We start from the raw sequence: 17,504 nt of genomic DNA on the forward strand, positions 1-17,504 counted from the left end.
GGCTCAGAGGGCGAGCGCGGCGGTCGCGGTGCTGCCGACCGGTGGTGCGACGACCGACGACTCGATCCCCTCGGCGGCCAGCGCGGCGCGCAGCCGGTGCAGGTCGGCACCGAACCGGACGAGCGTGCCGGCGGTCGCGGTGCCGCCTTCCGGCGCGGTGCAGAGCACCATCGCGATGGCGGTCGCCGGCCGGTCCGGTATCGCGAGCGCGTCGCGTACCTCCTCGTGGGTGGCGGGGGAGAAGACGGTGCCGGGCGCGATCACGCCGGCCACGGCGGCGATCGCCCGGGCCACCGCGACCGGGTCCGCCCACGTGCCGTCCGGTCCGGCCCCGCTCGGGGTGGCCGCCTCGGGCAGGGTGGCCGCCGCTCGCAGTCCGCTGGCTCGCGCCTCGGCGGTGCCGAGTGAGAACAGGTCGAGTTCGGCATCGCGGACCAGGACCGTCGCGCCCGAACCGTCGTCCGACCCGGTCGTGTTCAGGTAACCACGCACCACCGCCACCGGCACCTGGTCGCGCTTGCCCTTGACCAGCTCACCCGCGCCGGCCAGCTCGTCCACCACGGCCATCTGGGTGATGCTCAGCTCGTTGCCGTACGGGTCGACCTCGCCCCGGTGGTCCCGGATCGCGCTCAGGCCGGCGACGCCGAGCGCCACGTCGGTGAGACCGTTGCGCCACGGCCGGCCCATGGTGTCGGAGATGATCACGGCCACGTCGGCGCCGTGCCGCTCGCGCAGTGCGGCCCGCAGCCCGCGGGCAGAGGCGTCCGGGTCCTTCGGCAGCAGCACCAACCGGGACGGGTCCACATTCGACGCGTCGATGCCGGCCGAGGCCATCACGAAACCGTGGTGGGTCTGCACGATCCGGACCGGCCCACGTCGGGCGACCGGCCGCGCTGTCTCCGCGGTCAGGATCTCCTCCCGTGCCGCGTCCCGCTCCGGCCCCTCGGCCGCCGGTACGTCGACCAGCCGACCCTCCGCCTTCGAAACGATCTTGCTAGTGACGATCAGTACGTCCCCGTCGCGCAGCCACGGCGCGGCCGTCGTGATCATCGCCGCCAGGTCGTCGCCCTCGGCCACGTCACCGATGCCGAGCACCGGCAGGATCTCCAGTTTCACGCCAACTCCACGATCATGCCGAATTCGGTTCTCACGCCAACTCCAACGCGGCCCGGACCATCGCCACGGTCGCGGTCTCGTCGGTCATCCAGAGCGGGGCGGCCCGTACGGTCAGCTCCGGCACCGACGTCTGCGCGTCCGTCGTGTCCACCAGCCAACCGTCGAGGATCCCGCCGGTCGCGCGGGCGCCGTACAGGGCACCCACCCCGGCGGCGGAGACCGGCACACCGAGCACGGACAGGCAGCGGTCGGCCATGCCGCGTACCGGCGCGTCGCCGATGATCGGCGACACCCCGATCACCGGGGCACGGCCAGTGGTCAGTGCCTCCCGCAGCCCCGGTACCGCCAGGATCGGGGCGATGCTCACCACCGGGTTGCTCGGCGCCACCAGCACCACGTCCGCCCCGGCGAGCGCGTCGAGCACACCGGCCGCGGGTTTCGCCGCCTCGGCGCCGACGAACACGAACCGGTGGGTCGGGATCGCGCCGCGGTGGCGTACCCACCACTCCTGGAAGTGGATCGCCCGCTGTCCGCCGCCGTCGCCCTCGCCGTCGGCCGGGGCGTCGACCACCACATGCGTCTCCAGGCGGTCGTCGGTCGCCGGCAGCAGCCGTACGCCGGGCTGCCAGCGCGCGCAGAGCGCTTCCGTCACCGCCGAGAGCGGGTAACCGGCGTTGAGCATGTTCGTCCGTACGAGGTGGGTGGCGATGTCCTTGTCGCCCAGCCCGAACCAGCTCGGCTCGGCGCCGTACCCGGCGAGTTCTTCCTTGATCGTCCAGGTCTCGCCGACCCGGCCCCAGCCGCGCTCCGGGTCGGCGCCGCCACCCAGGGTGTACATCACGCTGTCCAGGTCGGGGCAGATCCGCAGCCCGTGCATGATCACGTCGTCGCCGACGTTGACCACGGCGGTCACCTCGTCGCCCGCCGCAGCGGCGTACGCCCGTACGCCGGTCAGGAAGCGGGCTCCGCCGATGCCGCCGGTGAGTACCACGATGTGCATACGACCATCCTCCCGCACCCGGCGTGCCGAGCCGTGAAGCGGGTTGGCGACTAGGCTCACCTGCGGCACCCGTCCGCAACCGCCCCAGGGGGAGCTTTGACCAGTCAGCCTGGACCCGCGCCGACCGACTCGGCGCAGGTCCGACAGATAACACAACCACTGCGGGAGCCGGCGGCGCTGGTGCTGGTGGGTGCCAACGCACTGCTGCTCTTCGTCGCCGTGATCAACCTGCTGATCCCGCGCGGGGAGGGTGACGAGTTCACCCGCCGGGCGGGGAGCAGCTTCGGTGACTTCGTCGGGCTCACCGCGATCCTGCTGCCGCTGCTCGCCGTGCTGCTCGCCACGCACCTCCAGCCGGTCGTCGCCCAGGCGAAGCTGGTCACGCAGGTCGCCCTGGTCGAGTACGCCGTCTCCGCGCTGTTCGGGGCCCTGGCCGTACTCGCCTGGCTGGTCGGGGTGCTGGCCGACGGGGAGTTCCGGCAGGCCTTCACCGGGCTGCTGACGCAGATCGCCTTCCTGGCCATCTTCGCGGTCGCGGCGTTCCTGGTCTTCAAGGTCTGGCGGACCTTCTACTACGTGCCCAAGCCCAAGCCGCAGCCCCAACCGGGCTACTACGGCCAGCCCGGTTACCCGCAGCAGGGCTACCCGCAGGGCTACCCCCAGCAGGGTTACCCGCAGCCGGGAGCGCCGCAGCCGGGACAGCCGCAACCGGGCTACCCCCAGGGTTACCCGCAGCAGCCGGGCTACCCGCAGGGCTATCCGCAGCCGGGTTACCCGCAGCCCGGTTACGGCCAGCCGACCGGGGGCTTCGGCGTACCCGCGCCGGCCTCCGCGCCGCCGGTGTCGGCACCGCCCTCGGCACCGACCTCCGGAGCCCAGGCGCCGGTCCCGCCGGCCCAGTCGCCGGGTCCGGTGGCCTCGCCGTTCGCCGCTCCGACGTCCGCGCCGCCGGCCACCGGGGAGCCGACCCAGGTGATCCAGCGGTCACCGGAGAGCGACGACAACAGCGAGCGGACCCAGTTGATCAACCCGGCGAGCCAGCAGCCGAGCGCGGGCGGCCAGCCGCCGGCCTCCCGGATCGACGGCGACGAGCCGACCGAGCCGTACCAGCGCTGACCGTCGACCCGGAGCGGGCACCCGACAGCGGGCGCCCGCTCCGGCGACGCTGCCCGGCACACGGGTGTGTGACCGGGCAGCCGATGTGACCGGCACCATGCGATCACGTCGGAGGTAGCGCCTAGGCTGCACTGGTGGCTGATCGCATCGACTCCGGTCCGACCGTGGCTCCGACCGAGGCGAGTCTGCGCCGGGCGTTGAAGCGCGCCGCCGACGGCCGGGCCGTGGACACCGACGAGGCCGTCGCGCTGCTCACCGCGCGCGGTGGACCACTGGACGAGTTGCTCGCGATCGCCGGTGCGATCCGGGACGCGGGCTTGCGTGACGCCGGCCGTCCCGGCGTGGTGACGTACTCCAAGAAGGTCTTCATCCCGCTGACCCGGCTCTGCCGGGACCGGTGCCACTACTGCACCTTCGCCACCGTGCCGCACCGGCTGCCCGCCGCCTACCTGGACCGCGACGAGGTGCTGGCGATCGCCCGCGAGGGCGCCGCCCAGGGCTGCAAGGAAGCACTGTTCACCCTCGGCGACCGCCCGGAGGAACGCTGGCCGGCGGCCCGCCAGTGGCTCGACGAGCGCGGTTACGACTCCACACTGGACTACGTACGCGCCTGCGCGGTGGCGGTGCTGGAGGAGACCGGCCTGCTGCCGCACCTCAACCCCGGTGTGCTCTCCTGGGCCGAGTTGCAGCGGCTCAAGCCGGTGGCGCCGAGCATGGGCATGATGCTGGAGACGACCGCCACCCGGCTCTGGTCCGAGCCCGGCGGCCCGCACTACGGCTCACCGGACAAGGAACCCGCCGTACGGCTTCGGGTGCTCGACGACGCCGGCCGGGTCGGGGTCCCGTTCACCACCGGTCTGCTGATCGGCATCGGGGAGACGCTGGCCGAACGGGTCGACGCCCTCTTCGCGATCCGCCGCACCCACCGGGAGTACGGCCACATCCAGGAAGTCATCGTGCAGAACTTCCGCGCCAAGCCGGACACGGCGATGCGCGGCATGCCCGACGCCGAGTTGCACGACCTGGCCGCGACGGTGGCGGTGGCCCGGGTTCTGCTCGGCCCCGGCGCCCGGATCCAGGCGCCGCCGAACCTGATCGCCGGTGAGTTCGACCTGCTGTTGCGGGCCGGCATCGACGACTGGGGCGGCGTGTCGCCGGTGACCCCGGACCACGTCAACCCGGAGCGCCCCTGGCCGCAGATCGAGGAGCTGGCCAGCCGTACCGCCGCCGCCGGTTTCACCCTGCGGGAACGGCTCACCATCTACCCGGAGTACGTCCGTCGCGGCGACCCGTGGCTGGACCCCCGGATCGGGCCGCACGTGCGCGCGTTGTCCGACCCGGCGACCGGGCTCGCGGTCGAGACGGCGATGCCGGTCGGTCGGCCGTGGCAGGAGCCCGAGGACGCGTACGTGCCGGGCGGCCGGACCGATCTGCACAGCACCATCGACACCACCGGGCGGACCGAGGACCGGCGCGGCGACTTCGACAGCGTCTACGGCGACTGGGCGCAGCTCGCGGCACACGTCGACGAGGGCGCGGCGGCGCTGCGGGCCGGTGGGGGTGCGGCGCAGCGGCTGCCCGCCGACCTGCTGGCCGGGCTGCGGCTGGCATCGGAGAACCCGGCGGCCCTGCTGGAGCCCCGGCACGAGGCGGCCACGATGGCGCTCTTCGCCGCCGACGGCACCGCCCTGGACGAGCTGTGCCGGCTGGCCGACGACGTCCGCCGCTCGGCCGTCGGTGACGACGTCACGTACGTGGTCAACCGCAACATCAACTTCAGTAACGTCTGTTACGTCGGCTGCCGCTTCTGCGCCTTCGCCCAGCGGGAACGGGACGCCGACGCGTTCCGGCTCTCCGTCGAGCAGGTCGCCGACCGGGCCGAGGAGGCCTGGCAGGCGGGCGCGACCGAGGTCTGCATGCAGGGCGGCATCGACCCGAAGCTCCCGGTCACCGTGTACGCCGACATCGTCCGCGCGGTGAAGGCGCGGGTGCCGGGCATGCACGTGCACGCGTACTCGCCGATGGAGATCGTCACCGCGGCGGCCAAGGCGGGTGTCTCAGTACGGGACTGGCTCACCCAACTGCGTGACGCCGGGCTCGACACCATTCCGGGCACCGCCGCCGAGATCCTCGACGACGACGTGCGCTGGGTCCTGACCAAGGGCAAACTGCCGGCCGCGACCTGGGTCGAGGTGGTCAGCACCGCGCACGAGCTGGGCATCCGCTCCAGCTCCACGATGATGTACGGCCACGTCGACCACCCCGGGCAGTGGCTCGGGCACTTCCGGGTGCTGGCCGGGGTGCAGGACCGTACCGGTGGCTTCACCGAGTTCGTGGCGCTGCCGTTCGTGCACACCAACGCACCGATCTACCTGGCCGGCATCGCCCGCCCCGGCCCCACCTGGCGGGAGAACCGGGTCGTGCACGCCATGGCCCGGCTGCTGCTGCACGGGCGGATCGACAACATCCAGTGCTCCTGGGTGAAGCTCGGTGACGAGGGCACGGTGGAGATGCTCCGCGGCGGCTGCAACGATCTCGGCGGCACGCTGATGGAGGAGACGATCTCCCGGATGGCCGGCTCCGACAACGGCTCGGCCCGTACGGTGGCGCAGCTGGAGGCCATCGCGGCGGCGGCCGGACGGCCCGCCCGGCGGCGCACCACGGCCTACGGGCACGCCGGCTGACTCCCGGCCGGACACCCGGCATGCCGTCCCGACCATCGGGCGGAGCCGACCGCATCCAGGGTTGGATATCCGACAGTTCACGGGCGACACGCCGATCGATTGCTTGGCGTGTCTCGTCGCGCCACGCCGGATTTCGGCGGCAACTCGCCGATGAGGCGTTACTACTGCCCGGTCTCGATCGGTAGGGCAGGCGGCGACACCGGATGGGTCAGCAGGTCGTTCGAGGCGTACCGGAAGGGTGACCCCATTTATCAGGTTCGGCTTGACGACGCACGCATTACACCCGTGTAATTTCAGTGGGGGTCGTTCGAACGGAGCGCATCAAACTGCCACCGTACGGACAAAAACACGCCTTCCGCGTGGGGGGTTGCGCCGGCCACGTTGCCGGCGCGCGATAAGGAGGCATCTGATGGACGGCCGACTCGAGGTGGCCGACCTGCTCGGGAATGCACCGGAGTGGCAGGAGCGGGCGCTCTGCTCGCAGACTGACCCCGAGGCGTTTTTCCCCGAGAAGGGCGGCTCGACCCGTGAGGCAAAGCGGATCTGCTCGCGCTGCGACGTGAAGGCCGAATGCCTGGAATACGCGCTCGGGCACGACGAACGGTTCGGTATCTGGGGTGGGCTCTCCGAGCGGGAGCGCCGCAAGCTCAAGCGTCGGGTGGCCTGACGTACGCCGGCCGGGCGGTGGGGGCCGCCCGGCTCAGGCGAGTTCGTCCGGATCGACACCGAGCAGGTTCGCGACCTGTTCGATGATCACGTCGTGGACGAGGTCGGCCAGGTCTTCCCGGTCCATGGCCCGGAACTCCAGTGGTCGGCGGTACAGCACGATCCGGGGCGGCACCTCCTGCCGGCCCGGTCGGCCCGGCAGCAGTCGGGCCAGCGGCACCTCGCCGTCCTCCAGTACGTCGGAGTCGTAGACGTTCAAATCCGGGGGTACGTCCTCGACGGCGAACTCGACACCCGCCAGCTCCTTGGCGAACCGCCGCTCCAGGGTTTCCACCGTGTCCAGCACAAGATCGTCGAATATCTCCGCCTTGGTACGCGCCAGCGGCACCGTCGCCGGCACCAGCCGACCGCGCAAGCCTCGGCCGTGGCGGTCCCGGCGGGTACGCCGCCCGGGCCCCGGCCGGCGATGGTCCGGACTGGTCATGTGCACAGGGTAGACCCAGGTTGGGCAGATCCCGGATCGCGGACCACCTCGTGTCGGGACCGGGATCGCGGTGGCGCCCGGCCGTTGCCCGAATTGTGGCCAGGACGGTCGGCGTGTCGTACCGGCAAGCGGTGTGTTGGAGGCGGTAAGAGAGATACCGTGCCGCCGTGAGGTCACCACGGCGTTGTTCGCGCAACGGCTGCCCCCGACAGGCCGTCGCCACGCTGACCTATGTCTACAACGAGTCGACCGCCGTGGTGGGTCCGCTGGCCGCCTTCGCCGAGCCGCACACGTACGACCTCTGTGAGCAGCACGCCCGCAGCCTGACCGCCCCGCGCGGCTGGGAGGTGGTCCGGCACGAGGGCGAGTTCGAGCCGCCGCCGCCGACCACCGACGACCTGGTCGCGCTCGCCGAGGCGGTACGCGAGGCGGCCCGCCCGGTGCAGCGCCAGGACGACATCGACATCGACCTGCCGCCGGGGCAGCAGACCGGCCGACGCGGTCACCTCCGGGTCATCCCGCCCACCCACTGACCTGCCCCGTTCCTGCGCCTGCCCCGTTCCTGCCTGCGCCTGCCGCGTTCCTGCGCCTGCCGCGTTCCTGCGCCTGCCGCGTTCCTCGCCCGCGCCTACCTGTCGGCCGCGTCGGCGACGGTGGTGAGTCGTAACCCGGCGTTGACGCCGAGCCAGCGCAGCGGTTCAGGCTCCCAGCGGCGGGAGCGGTGTCCCACCCAGGGCAGCGTGGTCAGGTCGCTCGGGACGCCCCGGATCAGGTCGGCGAGCGTACGCCCGGCGAGGTTGGTGGTCGCCACCCCGTCGCCGACGTAGCCCCCGGCCCAGCCGAGCCCGGTGGACCGGTCCAGCCCGACGGAGGTGGACCAGTCCCGGGGCACCCCGAGCGGTCCACCCCAGCGGTGACCGATCGCCACCTCCGGCCCGAGTACGGGGAAGAGGGTGGTCAGGCACTCGCGCAGCGCGTCGAAGATCCTCGGCTCGTGGTCGTACTCGGGGCGGACCCGGGAGCGGAAGTGGTACGGCGCCCCGCGACCGCCGAAGGCGAGCCGGTCGTCGGCAGTCCGCTGCCCGTAGATGATCATGCGACGGAAGTCGGAGAACGTCTCCCGCTCGGCCAGCCCGATCCGCTCCCACACCGTCGCGGGTAGCGGCTCGGTGGCCACCATCAGCGAGTAGAGCGGGGCCAGCGTGCGCCGGTGACCGGGCAGGCCGGCGGTGTAACCCTCAGTGGCCCGGATCACGATCGGCGCCCGGACCGTTCCGGCGGGAGTCCGCACCCTGCCCGGCCCGATCGCGGTGACCGGGGTCCGCTCGTGCACCCGTACGCCGTGTTGCCGGACCACCCGGACCAGGCCTCGGGCCAGCTTGGCCGGGTGGATCGCGGCGCAGTGCGGGGTGAAGGTGCCGCCGAGCACGCCCTCGGCGTTGCAGCGGCGGGCGGCCTCGGTCGGTCCGAGCAGGGCGAGGTGGGATTCGTCGAAGCCGTATTCACGGGCCTCGTCGACCTCGGCGCGGGCCCGGGAGAGTTGGGCCGGGCTCCGGGCCAGGGTGACGGTGCCGCCCCGGTGCCAGTCACAGTCGATGCCCTCGGCGGCGGTCACCCGGCCGACCTCGTCGACGGTCGTCTGCATCGCCCGCTGCATGGCGATCGCCGCGTCCCGCCCGTGCCGGCGGGCGAGTTTGGGCATGGTGGTGGCGAACAGCGCCGAGCACCAGCCGCCGTTTCGCCCCGAGGCGCCGTAGCCGGCAATCTCCTTTTCCAGTACGGCGATCCGCAGCGACGGGTCCGCAACCGCGAGGTAGTACGCCGTCCAGAGCCCGGTGTAACCGGCACCGACGATGGCGACGTCGACGTCCCGGTCACCGGGCAGCGGATCCCGCGGCGCCAGCCCATCGTCTACTGTGGACATCCAGTAGGAGATGTCCCGGTAGCTCACACCAACCGCCACGCCTCGGTCAGCACGCTGCGCAGGATCTGCTCGATCTCGTCGAACTGGCGCTGGTCGGCGATGAGCGGTGGGGCGAGCTGCACCACCGGGTCGCCCCGGTCGTCGGCCCGGCAGTAGAGCCCGGCCTCGAACAGCGCGGTGGACAGGAATCCGCGCAGCAGCCGCTCGGATTCCGCCTCGTCGAACGTCTCCCGGGTCGCCTTGTCCTTGACCAGCTCGATGCCGTAGAAGTAGCCGTCGCCCCGGATGTCGCCGACGATCGGCAGATCGTGCAGCCGTTCCAGAGTGGACCGGAAAGCGTTTTCGTTGGCCCGTACGTGGCCGATCAGGTCCTCGCGGGCGAACACGTCGAGGTTGGCCAGTGCGACGGCGCAGGAGACCGGGTGCCCGCCGAAAGTGATGCCGTGGGCGAACATCTCGGTGTTGGCGAGGAACGGTTCGATCAGCCGGTCACTGGCGATCATCGCGCCGAGCGGGGCGTAGCCGGAGGTGATGCCCTTCGCGGTGGTGATGATGTCGGGCTGGTAGCCGTACCGCTGGGCGCCGAAGTACTCACCCAACCGGCCCCAGGAGCAGATCACCTCGTCGGAGACGAGCAGTACGTCGTACTGGTCGCAGATCTCACGTACCCGGTCGAAGTAACCCGGCGGCGGCGGGAAGCAGCCGCCGGAGTTCTGCACCGGCTCCAGGAACACCGCGGCCACGGTGTCCGGCCCCTCCCGTTCGATCGCCCGGCCGATCTCGTCAGCGGCCCACCGCCCGAACGCCTCCGGGTCGTCGCCATGCTCCGGCGCCCGGTAGAAGTTCGTGTTCGGCACCTTGATCGCACCCGGCACCAGCGGCTCGAAGTCGGTCTTGATGCCCGGCAGCCCGGTGATCGACAGTGCACCCATCGAGGTCCCGTGGTACGCGATGTACCGGCTGATCACCTTGTACTTGGTCGGCTTGCCGGTGCGCTTGAAGTACGCCCGCGCCAGCTTCCACGCCGACTCCACCGCCTCGGAGCCGCCGGTGGTGAAGAAGACCCGGTTCAGGTCGCCCGGGGTGAGCGAGGCGATCCGCTCGGCCAATTCGATCGCGGTCGGATGCGCATAGGACCAGAGCGGGAAGTACGCCAGCTCGGCGGCCTGCTTGGCAGCCGCCTCGGCTAGCTCGGCACGCCCGTGCCCGGCGTTGACCACGAAGAGCCCGGCCAACCCGTCGAGGTAGCGGCGCCCCTGGCTGTCCCAGACGTATGCACCCTCGCCCCGGACGATCGTCGGCACCTCCGCGTCGCGGTAGCCGGACATCCGGGTGAAGTGCATCCAGAGGTGGTCGGTGGCGTTGGCCATGGCTGCCTGCCCCTGTTCCGTGATCGGGCCGGATCCCGGCCGCTGTGACCACGGTTATCGCACAGGCTGCCGCCGTGACGCAAGGGTTAACGCCACTCATTCGCGCTCATGGCGACGGTTTCTGCTGGCCGTGCTGCTGTCTGCAACGAAATCCGTAGGTGGTGTTGGAGGGGGTGGGTGTCGCCGTCGGAAGGAGGTCCTTGGGGACATCTTGAGGGTCTTTCCGGGACCGTTCGGGGATCCTTGCCTGATCCGAGCTGATCCCTGAATGCCCCGCTCCTGCCCCAAAAAAGATCGATGGTCGGCGTGTCGTTCGTCCGCTGCTCGTGCCGGGCCTGCTCCAGACCGAGGCGCGCGATGCTCGACGTGGGACGGGTGCTGCCGCCGGAGACGGTGGAGCAGATCGTGGCGAGCCGACTCAAACGGCAGTGGATACTTTCGCGCGACCAGCCCCCGCAGTTCCACGTCGTAGTTGACGAGGTGGTGCTCCGGCGGCTGCTCGGCAACCGGGACCTGATGCGCGAGCAGCTCGAACACCTCGCGAAAATGGCCGAGTTGCCGTGTGTGCAGCTCCGCGTCATCCCCAGCGACACACCATGGCACACCGGCCTGGCCGGTTCGTTCGTCCTCGCCCAGCTCAGGGACGGCAAGGAGCTGGCCTACCTGGACAACCAGCTCCGCGGTCAGATCGAGAAGGAGGCGGCGGACATTGTCATGCACAAAAAGCGCTGGGACAACCTGACTGGCGAAGCGCTGTCCCGTCGGCAGACGATCGAGCTGATCAGGGATATGGCGCAGACATGGACATCACCGCACTGGCCCCTTCTTCTCACCGCACGCCCAACGAAGTTGACCATGAAGTTGGCGACGGGAAATCGGCCCCATCCTGTCGCTAACTTCATGATCAACGGGGTGAACGGGTTAGGCGGTGCCCCAGGAGTAGGTTTGTTTGCGGAGTTTTAGGTAGACGAAGGCTTCTGTGGAGACGACGCCGGGAACGGCGCGTAGGCGTTGCAGGATCTCCAGCAGGTGGTCGTCGTTTCGGCAGACTACCTCGGTGAGCAGGTCGAACGAGCCGGCGGTGATGACGACGTAGTCGACCTCGTCGAGTTCGGCCAGGCGGTCCGCCACCTGTTCCAGGTCGCCGTCGGTCTTCAGGCCGATCATCGCCTGGCGGGGGAAGCCGAGCTGGAGCGGGTCCGTCACCGCGACGATCTGCATCACCCCGGCGTCGAGCAGCCGCTGCACCCGCTGGCGTACCGCTGCCTCGGAGAGGCCGACCGCGCGACCGATGGTCGCGTACGCCCTGCGCCCGTCCTCCTGCAACTGCTCGATGATCTGTTTCGCGACATCGTCGAGCAGCGCGTGGTTCGCGCCCTCGCGTACGGTGACTCGTCGTGCGCGGCGATCTTCGGCGGGCCCGTTGGCCATCTTTCCCCCAGTCGCTGACCAGGCATTGAATGCCTGTTGTGTTACCACGGTGAGTCTGGCGCATTTCGTTGCGAACAGCTACTTCCGCGACGGAATCCCTTGTAACAAGCGGTGCTGCATGCCAGGATCGTCGTCACATTGAATCAGTCGCGATGACATCCGGCCGGCGGGCGCCACCCCCCATGTTCCGCACCGCTGGCTCGACCCCTAGGAGCCGTCATATGCGTAACCGTTTCCGCCCCCCGCCGCCCGGCGTCTCCGGCCCGAGCCTGCTGCCCGGTGTCTCCCGTCGGACCCTGCTGCACGGTGCCGCCGGTTCGGCGGCGCTGCTCGCCGCCGGTGGGGCGCTCAGCGCCTGCGGCACCAAGGGTGCGCAGCAGACCGAGGCCGGCTGTGTCAGCGAGGACCTCTCCGGCAGCGAGAAGACCCTCGCCTTCTCCAACTGGCCGCAGTATCTCGACGTCGACGAGGCCGACGAGTCGAAGCGGCCCACCCTCGACGCCTTCCAGACCACGTCCGGCATAAAGGTTACGTACACCGAGGACATCAACGACAACAACGAATTTTTCGGCAAGGTGCAGAACCAGCTTGCCGCCTGTCAGTCGACCGGGCGCGACATCATCGTGCTCACCGACTGGATGGCCGCCCGGCTGATCCGGCTCGGCTGGGTGCAGAAGCTCGACAAGGCGAAACTTCCCAACGTCGAGAAGAACCTACTCAAGTCCCTGCGCGGACGCTCCTTCGACCCGAACAGCGAGTACGCCCTGCCGTGGCAGTCCGGCCTGTCCGGGCTCGCCTTCAACGGCAGTGTCACCAAGGAGATCCGTACGGTCGACGAACTGCTCACCCGCCCCGACCTCAAGGGCAAGGTGACCGCGTTGAGCGAGATGCGCGACACCATGGGTCTGCTGTTGCAGTCCAACGGGCACGACCCGGCGAAGTTCACCGACGCCCAGTTCGACGACGCGCTGGCGAAGTTGCAGAAGGCCGTGGACAGCGGCCAGATCCGCCGGTTCACCGGCAACGACTACGCGCCCGACCTCGCCAAGGGCGACGTGGCGGCGTGCATCGGCTGGTCCGGTGACGTGATCCAGCTTTCCGCCGAGAACGAGAAGATCCAGTTCGTGGCGCCGGACTCCGGGGTGATGCTCTTCTCGGACAACATGGAGGTGCCGAACAAGGCGACGCACAAGGGCAACGCCGAGGCACTCATCGACTACTACTACGACCCGGCCGTGGCCGCCCAGGTCGCCGCGTACGTCAACTACATCTGCCCGGTCGAGGGTGCCCAGGCGGAGATGGAGAAGATCGACCCGGAGTTGGCCGCCAACCCGCTGATCTTCCCGGATGCCGCGCTGCTGGCCAAGGCGAAGGTGTTCATGGCCCTGACCGAGGCACAGGAACGCGCGTACGAGGGCAAGTTCCAGCAGGTCATCGGTGCGTAGCCGGCGATGACCAAAGAAACCAAAGAGCAGGTTGCGGGCGACCTGCGGCTGGCCAACGTGACCAAGCGGTACGGCATCTTCACCGCGGTCGACGACCTCAGCCTGACCGTCCCGCAGGGGTCGTTCTTCGCCCTGCTCGGCGCCTCCGGCTGCGGCAAGACCACCACCCTGCGCATGGTCGCCGGGCTGACCGAACCGACCAGCGGGCAGGTGCTCCTCGGCGAGCAGGACATCAGCCGGCTGCGGCCGTACAGGCGGCCGGTGAACACGGTTTTCCAGAGCTACGCGCTCTTCCCGCACCTGGACATCTTCGAGAACGTCGCCTTCGGGCTGCGCCGCCGCAAGGTCCGCGAGGTGACCGAACAGGTGCACCGGATGCTGGCGCTGGTGCAGCTCGACGGTTACGCCAAGCGTCACCCAGCGCAGCTCTCCGGCGGCCAGCAGCAGCGGGTCGCGCTGGCCCGGGCGCTGATCAACCGGCCGCAGGTGCTGCTGCTCGACGAACCGCTCGGCGCCCTGGACCTCAAGCTGCGCCGGCAGATGCAACTCGAACTCAAACGGATCCAGACCGAGGTCGGCATCACCTTCGTACACGTCACGCACGACCAGGAGGAGGCCATGACGATGGCCGACACGGTCGCGGTGATGAACGCCGGGAAGATCGAACAGCTCGGCGCCCCGGCCGACCTCTACGAGTTCCCGGCGACCGCGTTCGTCGCCAACTTCCTCGGCCAGTCCAACCTGCTGGCCGGCGAGGCCGCCGGGCGCGCCGGGGACGAGGTTCCGGTCGAGGCGTACGGCTCGCGTTTCTCGGTGCCCGCCGCCCGGTCCCGGGTCGACCAGGGACCGGTCTACCTCGGCGTACGCCCGGAGAAGCTGCACCTGGTCGGTGCGGAGGATCCGGTCCCCGCCGGACACCAGCAGATCAGCGGCGTGGTCAGCGACGCCGCGTACCTCGGGGTGAGCACCCAGTACCAGGTCCGGACCGGGTGGGGCACCGAACTGTCGGTCTTCGTGGCGAACAGCGGCGCCACCAGCGTGCTGCCGGTCGGCTCGGACGTGGTGGCGCACTGGCGCGGTGAACACGCCTTCGTGCTGCCCCGGGAACCCGGCGCCGCCGACCAGACCGCACCGATTCTCGACACGCCCGTCGAGCTTCCGTCATGAGCAGGAAGGCGCTGCCGTACCTGCTGCTGTTGCCGGGCGGGCTCTGGCTGCTGCTCTTCTTCGTCGTACCCCTGGTGCAACTCGCCGCCGCGAGCCTGTACGACCCGGCCGGCTCGCTCGCCACCGGGTACGCGATGACCTGGGCGTTCGGCAACTACGGTGACGTGCTGGCCGCCTACTGGCCGCAGTTCGGCCGCTCGTTCCTGTACGCCGGCATCGCCACCGTGCTCGCGATCGCACTCGGCTACCCGCTGGCGTACGCGATCGCGCAGCGCGCCGGGCGGTGGCGCAACCTGCTGCTGGTCTGCGTCATCGCCCCGATGTTCACCAGTTTCCTGGTCCGCACCCTGGCCTGGAAGACCATCCTGTCCGACAACGGTGCGCTGGTGGGCGTGCTGCGCGACCTGCACCTGCTCGGCGCCGACGGTCGGCTGCTCGCGACCCCGTTCGCGGTGGTGCTCGGGCTGACGTACAACTTCCTGCCGTTCCTGGTGCTGCCGCTCTACGCCAGCCTGGAACGGCTCGACGGCCGGCTGCTGGAAGCGGCGAAGGACCTCTACGCAGGTCCCGTACGCACCTTCCGTACGGTCGTGCTGCCGCTGTCGCTGCCCGGACTGGTCGCCGGCACCCTGCTCTTCTTCATCCCGGCCAGCGGCGACTACATCAACGCCGAACTGCTCGGTACGCCGAACGAGTACATGATCGGCAACGTGATCGACTCCGCGTTCCTGGTCCGGCTCGACTACCCCCAGGGCGCGGCGCTCTCCTTCCTGCTGATGGCGGCGATCCTGGCCATCGTCTTCGTCTACCTGCGCCGCTCCGGCACCGAGGAGGTGATCTGACATGGGTCATCGAATTGGGCGCTGGGTCGCGGACCACTGGGTGATGGTGGTCGCGCTGGTCGTACTCGGTTACCTGTTCCTGCCGATCGCGGTCGTCGGCGCACTGTCGTTCAACCGCCCGTCGAGCCGGGTGTCGTACGACTTCAACGAGTTCACCCTGGACAACTGGGCCAACCCGTGCGGCCCGGCCGAACTGTGCTCGGCGGTCGCCCGCAGCGCCCAGATCGGCTTCCTCGCCACCGTCGTCGCCACCGTGCTCGGCACACTGATGGCGTTCGCCCTGGTCCGGCACCGGTTCCGCGGCCGGGGCTTGGTCAACCTGCTGGTCTTCCTGCCGATGGCCAGTCCCGAACTGGTGATGGGTACCTCGCTGCTGGCCCTGTTCGTCGCCGGTGGGGTGCCGCTCGGCTTCTGGACCGTACTGATCGCGCACGTCATGTTCTGCGTCTCGTTCGTGGTCGTCACGGTCAAGGCCCGGCTCGCCGGCATGGACAGCCGGCTGGAAGAGGCGGCGATGGACCTCTACGCCAACGAGTGGCAGACGTTCCGCCGGATCACCCTGCCGCTGGTGCTGCCCGGCATCGTCGCCGCCGCCCTGCTGGCGTTCTCGCTCTCGTTCGACGACTTCATCATCACGAACTTCAACTCCGGCACCACCGTCACCTTCCCCATGTACGTCTGGGGAGCCGCCCAGCGTGGTATCCCGCCGCAGGTCAACGTGATCGGCACGGCGATGTTCGCGATCGCCGTGCTGCTGGTGCTCGGTGGCTCGGTCGGGCGGCGACTACGGGTACGGCGCTGACCATCCGTACCCGGAAAGGGTTTTTCATGCGCATCCTCCTCCTTGGCGCCGGCGGGGTCGGCTCCGCCGCTGCCGCGATAGCCGACCGCCGCGACTTCTTCGACCTCTGCGTGGTCGCCGACTACGACCCGGCCCGAGCCGAACGAGCCGTCGCCGGGCGGCCCCGGTTCGTCGCCGCTACCGTCGACGCCTCCTCGGCCGACGCGGTCGCCGCGCTCTGCCGCGAACACGGGATCACGCACGTGCTCAACGCCGTCGACCCGCGCTTCGTCATGCCGATCTTCGAAGGCGCGCTCGCGGCCGGCGCGGACTACCTCGACATGGCGATGTCGCTGTCCACCCCGCACCCCGACAATCCCTACCAGCGGTGCGGGGTGAAGCTCGGGGACGACCAGTTCGCGATGGCGGAGAAATGGTCCGAGGCGGGCCGGTTGGCGCTGCTCGGCATCGGCGTCGAACCGGGCCTGTCCGACATCTTCGCCCGCTACGCCGCCGACGAACTCTTCTCTGACATCGACGAGATCGGCGTACGCGACGGCGCGAACCTGACCGTCGACGGTTACGACTTCGCCCCGTCGTTCTCCATCTGGACCACCATCGAGGAGTGCCTCAACCCGCCGGTGATCTGGGAGGCCGACCGGGGCTGGTACACCACCGAACCGTTCGCCGAACCGGAGGTGTTCGACTTCCCCGAGGGCATCGGCCCGGTCGAGTGTGTGCACGTGGAGCACGAGGAGGTGCTGCTCATCCCGCGCTGGGTGCCGGCCCGCAAGGTCACCTTCAAGTACGGGCTCGGCGCCGAGTTCATCGACGTGCTGCGTACGCTGCACAAACTCGGCCTCGACTCGACCCGCCCGGTCCGGGTCGGTGGTGTCTCCGTCTCTCCCCGGGACGTGGTGGCCGCCTGCCTGCCCGACCCGGCGAGCCTCGGTGACCGGATGCGCGGCAAGACCTGCGCCGGCACCTGGGTCACCGGCACCGGGAAGGACGGCAAACCCCGCCGCAGCTACCTCTACCACGTGGTCGACAACGAATGGTCGATGGCAGAGTACGGCCATCAGGCCGTCGTCTGGCAGACCGCGATCAACCCGGTGATCGCCCTCGAACTGCTCGCCAGCGGGGTGTGGGGCGGTGTCGGCGTACTCGGCCCGGAGGCCCTGCCGCCGAAGCCATTCCTGGACCTGCTCACCACGTACGACTCCCCATGGGGCATCAAAGACCGCTAACCCCGTCCCCCCCCGTCCCTCGGCGTCCCTCCCGTCCTCCCCGCGTCCCGCGTCCCGCCTTCCTCGGCGATCTTGCAGTTGTGGTGGCTGACAAAGGCCCCGAATCCGGCATCGTGGGCGCCACAACTGCAAGATCGCGGGGGCGGGGGCTGGGGGTGTAGCAGGTGGGTGGTTGATCAGGGGGTTTTCCACAGGTGGGGTGGTTGTCCACAGGGGAGTGGGTGGGGGTGG

General features: G+C 70.1%; 16 protein-coding genes. 10 read left to right on the top strand and 6 right to left on the bottom strand.

Annotation, left to right across the window (positions count from 1 at the left end; genetic code table 11):
* Positions 1-3: 3 nt before the first annotated feature.
* Positions 4-1,116, bottom strand: a complete 1,113-nt coding sequence (locus AB0J90_RS04990) for a coenzyme F420-0:L-glutamate ligase (RefSeq protein WP_363592287.1) — start codon at positions 1,114-1,116, stop codon at positions 4-6.
* A gap of 31 nt (positions 1,117-1,147) precedes the next feature.
* Complete coding sequence (cofD, locus tag AB0J90_RS04995) at positions 1,148-2,116, bottom strand: 2-phospho-L-lactate transferase (protein WP_363592289.1); 969 nt, start codon at positions 2,114-2,116, stop codon at positions 1,148-1,150.
* Between the two features lie 96 nt (positions 2,117-2,212).
* On the opposite strand from cofD, the gene AB0J90_RS05000 reads away from it, so the two are divergent.
* The 3 genes from AB0J90_RS05000 (at position 2,213) to AB0J90_RS05010 (ending at position 6,583) form a co-directional block, all read left to right on the top strand.
* Positions 2,213-3,232, top strand: coding sequence for a hypothetical protein (locus AB0J90_RS05000; protein WP_363592291.1), 1,020 nt, complete (start codon positions 2,213-2,215; stop codon positions 3,230-3,232).
* 146 nt (positions 3,233-3,378) lie between these two features.
* Positions 3,379-5,916: a bifunctional FO biosynthesis protein CofGH gene (locus AB0J90_RS05005; protein ID WP_363592937.1), complete on the top strand. Its 2,538-nt coding sequence runs from the start codon at positions 3,379-3,381 to the stop codon at positions 5,914-5,916.
* Between the two features lie 409 nt (positions 5,917-6,325).
* On the top strand, positions 6,326-6,583 hold the full coding sequence (locus AB0J90_RS05010; protein WP_091555113.1) for a WhiB family transcriptional regulator: 258 nt from the start codon (positions 6,326-6,328) through the stop codon (positions 6,581-6,583).
* 33 nt (positions 6,584-6,616) lie between these two features.
* Here the strand turns inward: AB0J90_RS05010 and AB0J90_RS05015 are convergent, their stop codons facing one another.
* Positions 6,617-7,066: a metallopeptidase family protein gene (locus tag AB0J90_RS05015; protein WP_326560882.1), complete on the bottom strand. Its 450-nt coding sequence runs from the start codon at positions 7,064-7,066 to the stop codon at positions 6,617-6,619.
* A 167-nt stretch (positions 7,067-7,233) separates the two neighbouring features.
* On the opposite strand from AB0J90_RS05015, the gene AB0J90_RS05020 reads away from it, so the two are divergent.
* Positions 7,234-7,599 carry a DUF3499 domain-containing protein gene (locus AB0J90_RS05020; protein ID WP_326560881.1) on the top strand — a complete coding sequence of 122 codons (366 nt, stop codon included), beginning with the start codon at positions 7,234-7,236 and terminating at the stop codon, positions 7,597-7,599.
* 95 nt (positions 7,600-7,694) lie between these two features.
* On the opposite strand, the gene AB0J90_RS05025 is transcribed toward AB0J90_RS05020, so the two are convergent.
* Positions 7,695-8,990 carry an FAD-dependent oxidoreductase gene (locus AB0J90_RS05025; RefSeq protein WP_363592939.1) on the bottom strand — a complete coding sequence of 432 codons (1,296 nt, stop codon included), beginning with the start codon at positions 8,988-8,990 and terminating at the stop codon, positions 7,695-7,697.
* Positions 8,991-9,013: 23 nt separating this feature from the next.
* A complete protein-coding gene (locus AB0J90_RS05030; protein WP_363592293.1) occupies positions 9,014-10,360 on the bottom strand; it encodes an aspartate aminotransferase family protein in 1,347 nt (448 codons plus the stop codon).
* Between the two features lie 357 nt (positions 10,361-10,717).
* Here AB0J90_RS05030 and AB0J90_RS05035 point away from each other — a divergent pair, with 357 nt between their 5' ends.
* Positions 10,718-11,323 carry a DUF5753 domain-containing protein gene (locus AB0J90_RS05035; RefSeq protein WP_363592295.1) on the top strand — a complete coding sequence of 202 codons (606 nt, stop codon included), beginning with the start codon at positions 10,718-10,720 and terminating at the stop codon, positions 11,321-11,323.
* On the opposite strand, the gene AB0J90_RS05040 is transcribed toward AB0J90_RS05035, so the two are convergent.
* A complete protein-coding gene (locus tag AB0J90_RS05040; protein WP_363592297.1) occupies positions 11,282-11,791 on the bottom strand; it encodes an Lrp/AsnC family transcriptional regulator in 510 nt (169 codons plus the stop codon). The genes AB0J90_RS05035 and AB0J90_RS05040 overlap by 42 nt on opposite strands.
* Positions 11,792-12,012: 221 nt before the next feature.
* Between AB0J90_RS05040 and AB0J90_RS05045 the strand changes: the two genes are divergently transcribed.
* The 5 genes from AB0J90_RS05045 to AB0J90_RS05065 are packed head-to-tail and all read left to right on the top strand — an operon-like array spanning position 12,013 to position 17,273.
* Positions 12,013-13,236, top strand: coding sequence for a spermidine/putrescine ABC transporter substrate-binding protein (locus AB0J90_RS05045; RefSeq protein ID WP_363592299.1), 1,224 nt, complete (start codon positions 12,013-12,015; stop codon positions 13,234-13,236).
* Between the two features lie 6 nt (positions 13,237-13,242).
* Positions 13,243-14,403: an ABC transporter ATP-binding protein gene (locus tag AB0J90_RS05050; protein ID WP_363592301.1), complete on the top strand. Its 1,161-nt coding sequence runs from the start codon at positions 13,243-13,245 to the stop codon at positions 14,401-14,403.
* Positions 14,400-15,245, top strand: a complete 846-nt coding sequence (locus AB0J90_RS05055) for an ABC transporter permease (protein WP_363592303.1) — start codon at positions 14,400-14,402, stop codon at positions 15,243-15,245. The genes AB0J90_RS05050 and AB0J90_RS05055 overlap by 4 nt, the downstream gene beginning before the upstream one ends.
* Before the next feature lies 1 nt (position 15,246).
* Positions 15,247-16,047, top strand: coding sequence for an ABC transporter permease (locus tag AB0J90_RS05060; RefSeq protein ID WP_363592305.1), 801 nt, complete (start codon positions 15,247-15,249; stop codon positions 16,045-16,047).
* A gap of 26 nt (positions 16,048-16,073) precedes the next feature.
* The gene (locus AB0J90_RS05065) at positions 16,074-17,273 is read left to right on the top strand and encodes a saccharopine dehydrogenase C-terminal domain-containing protein (protein ID WP_363592307.1); all 1,200 of its coding nucleotides are present in this window, start codon (positions 16,074-16,076) and stop codon (positions 17,271-17,273) included.
* Positions 17,274-17,504 lie beyond the last annotated feature (231 nt).

Origin of the sequence: Micromonospora sp. NPDC049523 (genome assembly GCF_040676775.1) — a bacterium.
Classification (GTDB): domain Bacteria; phylum Actinomycetota; class Actinomycetes; order Mycobacteriales; family Micromonosporaceae; genus Micromonospora_G.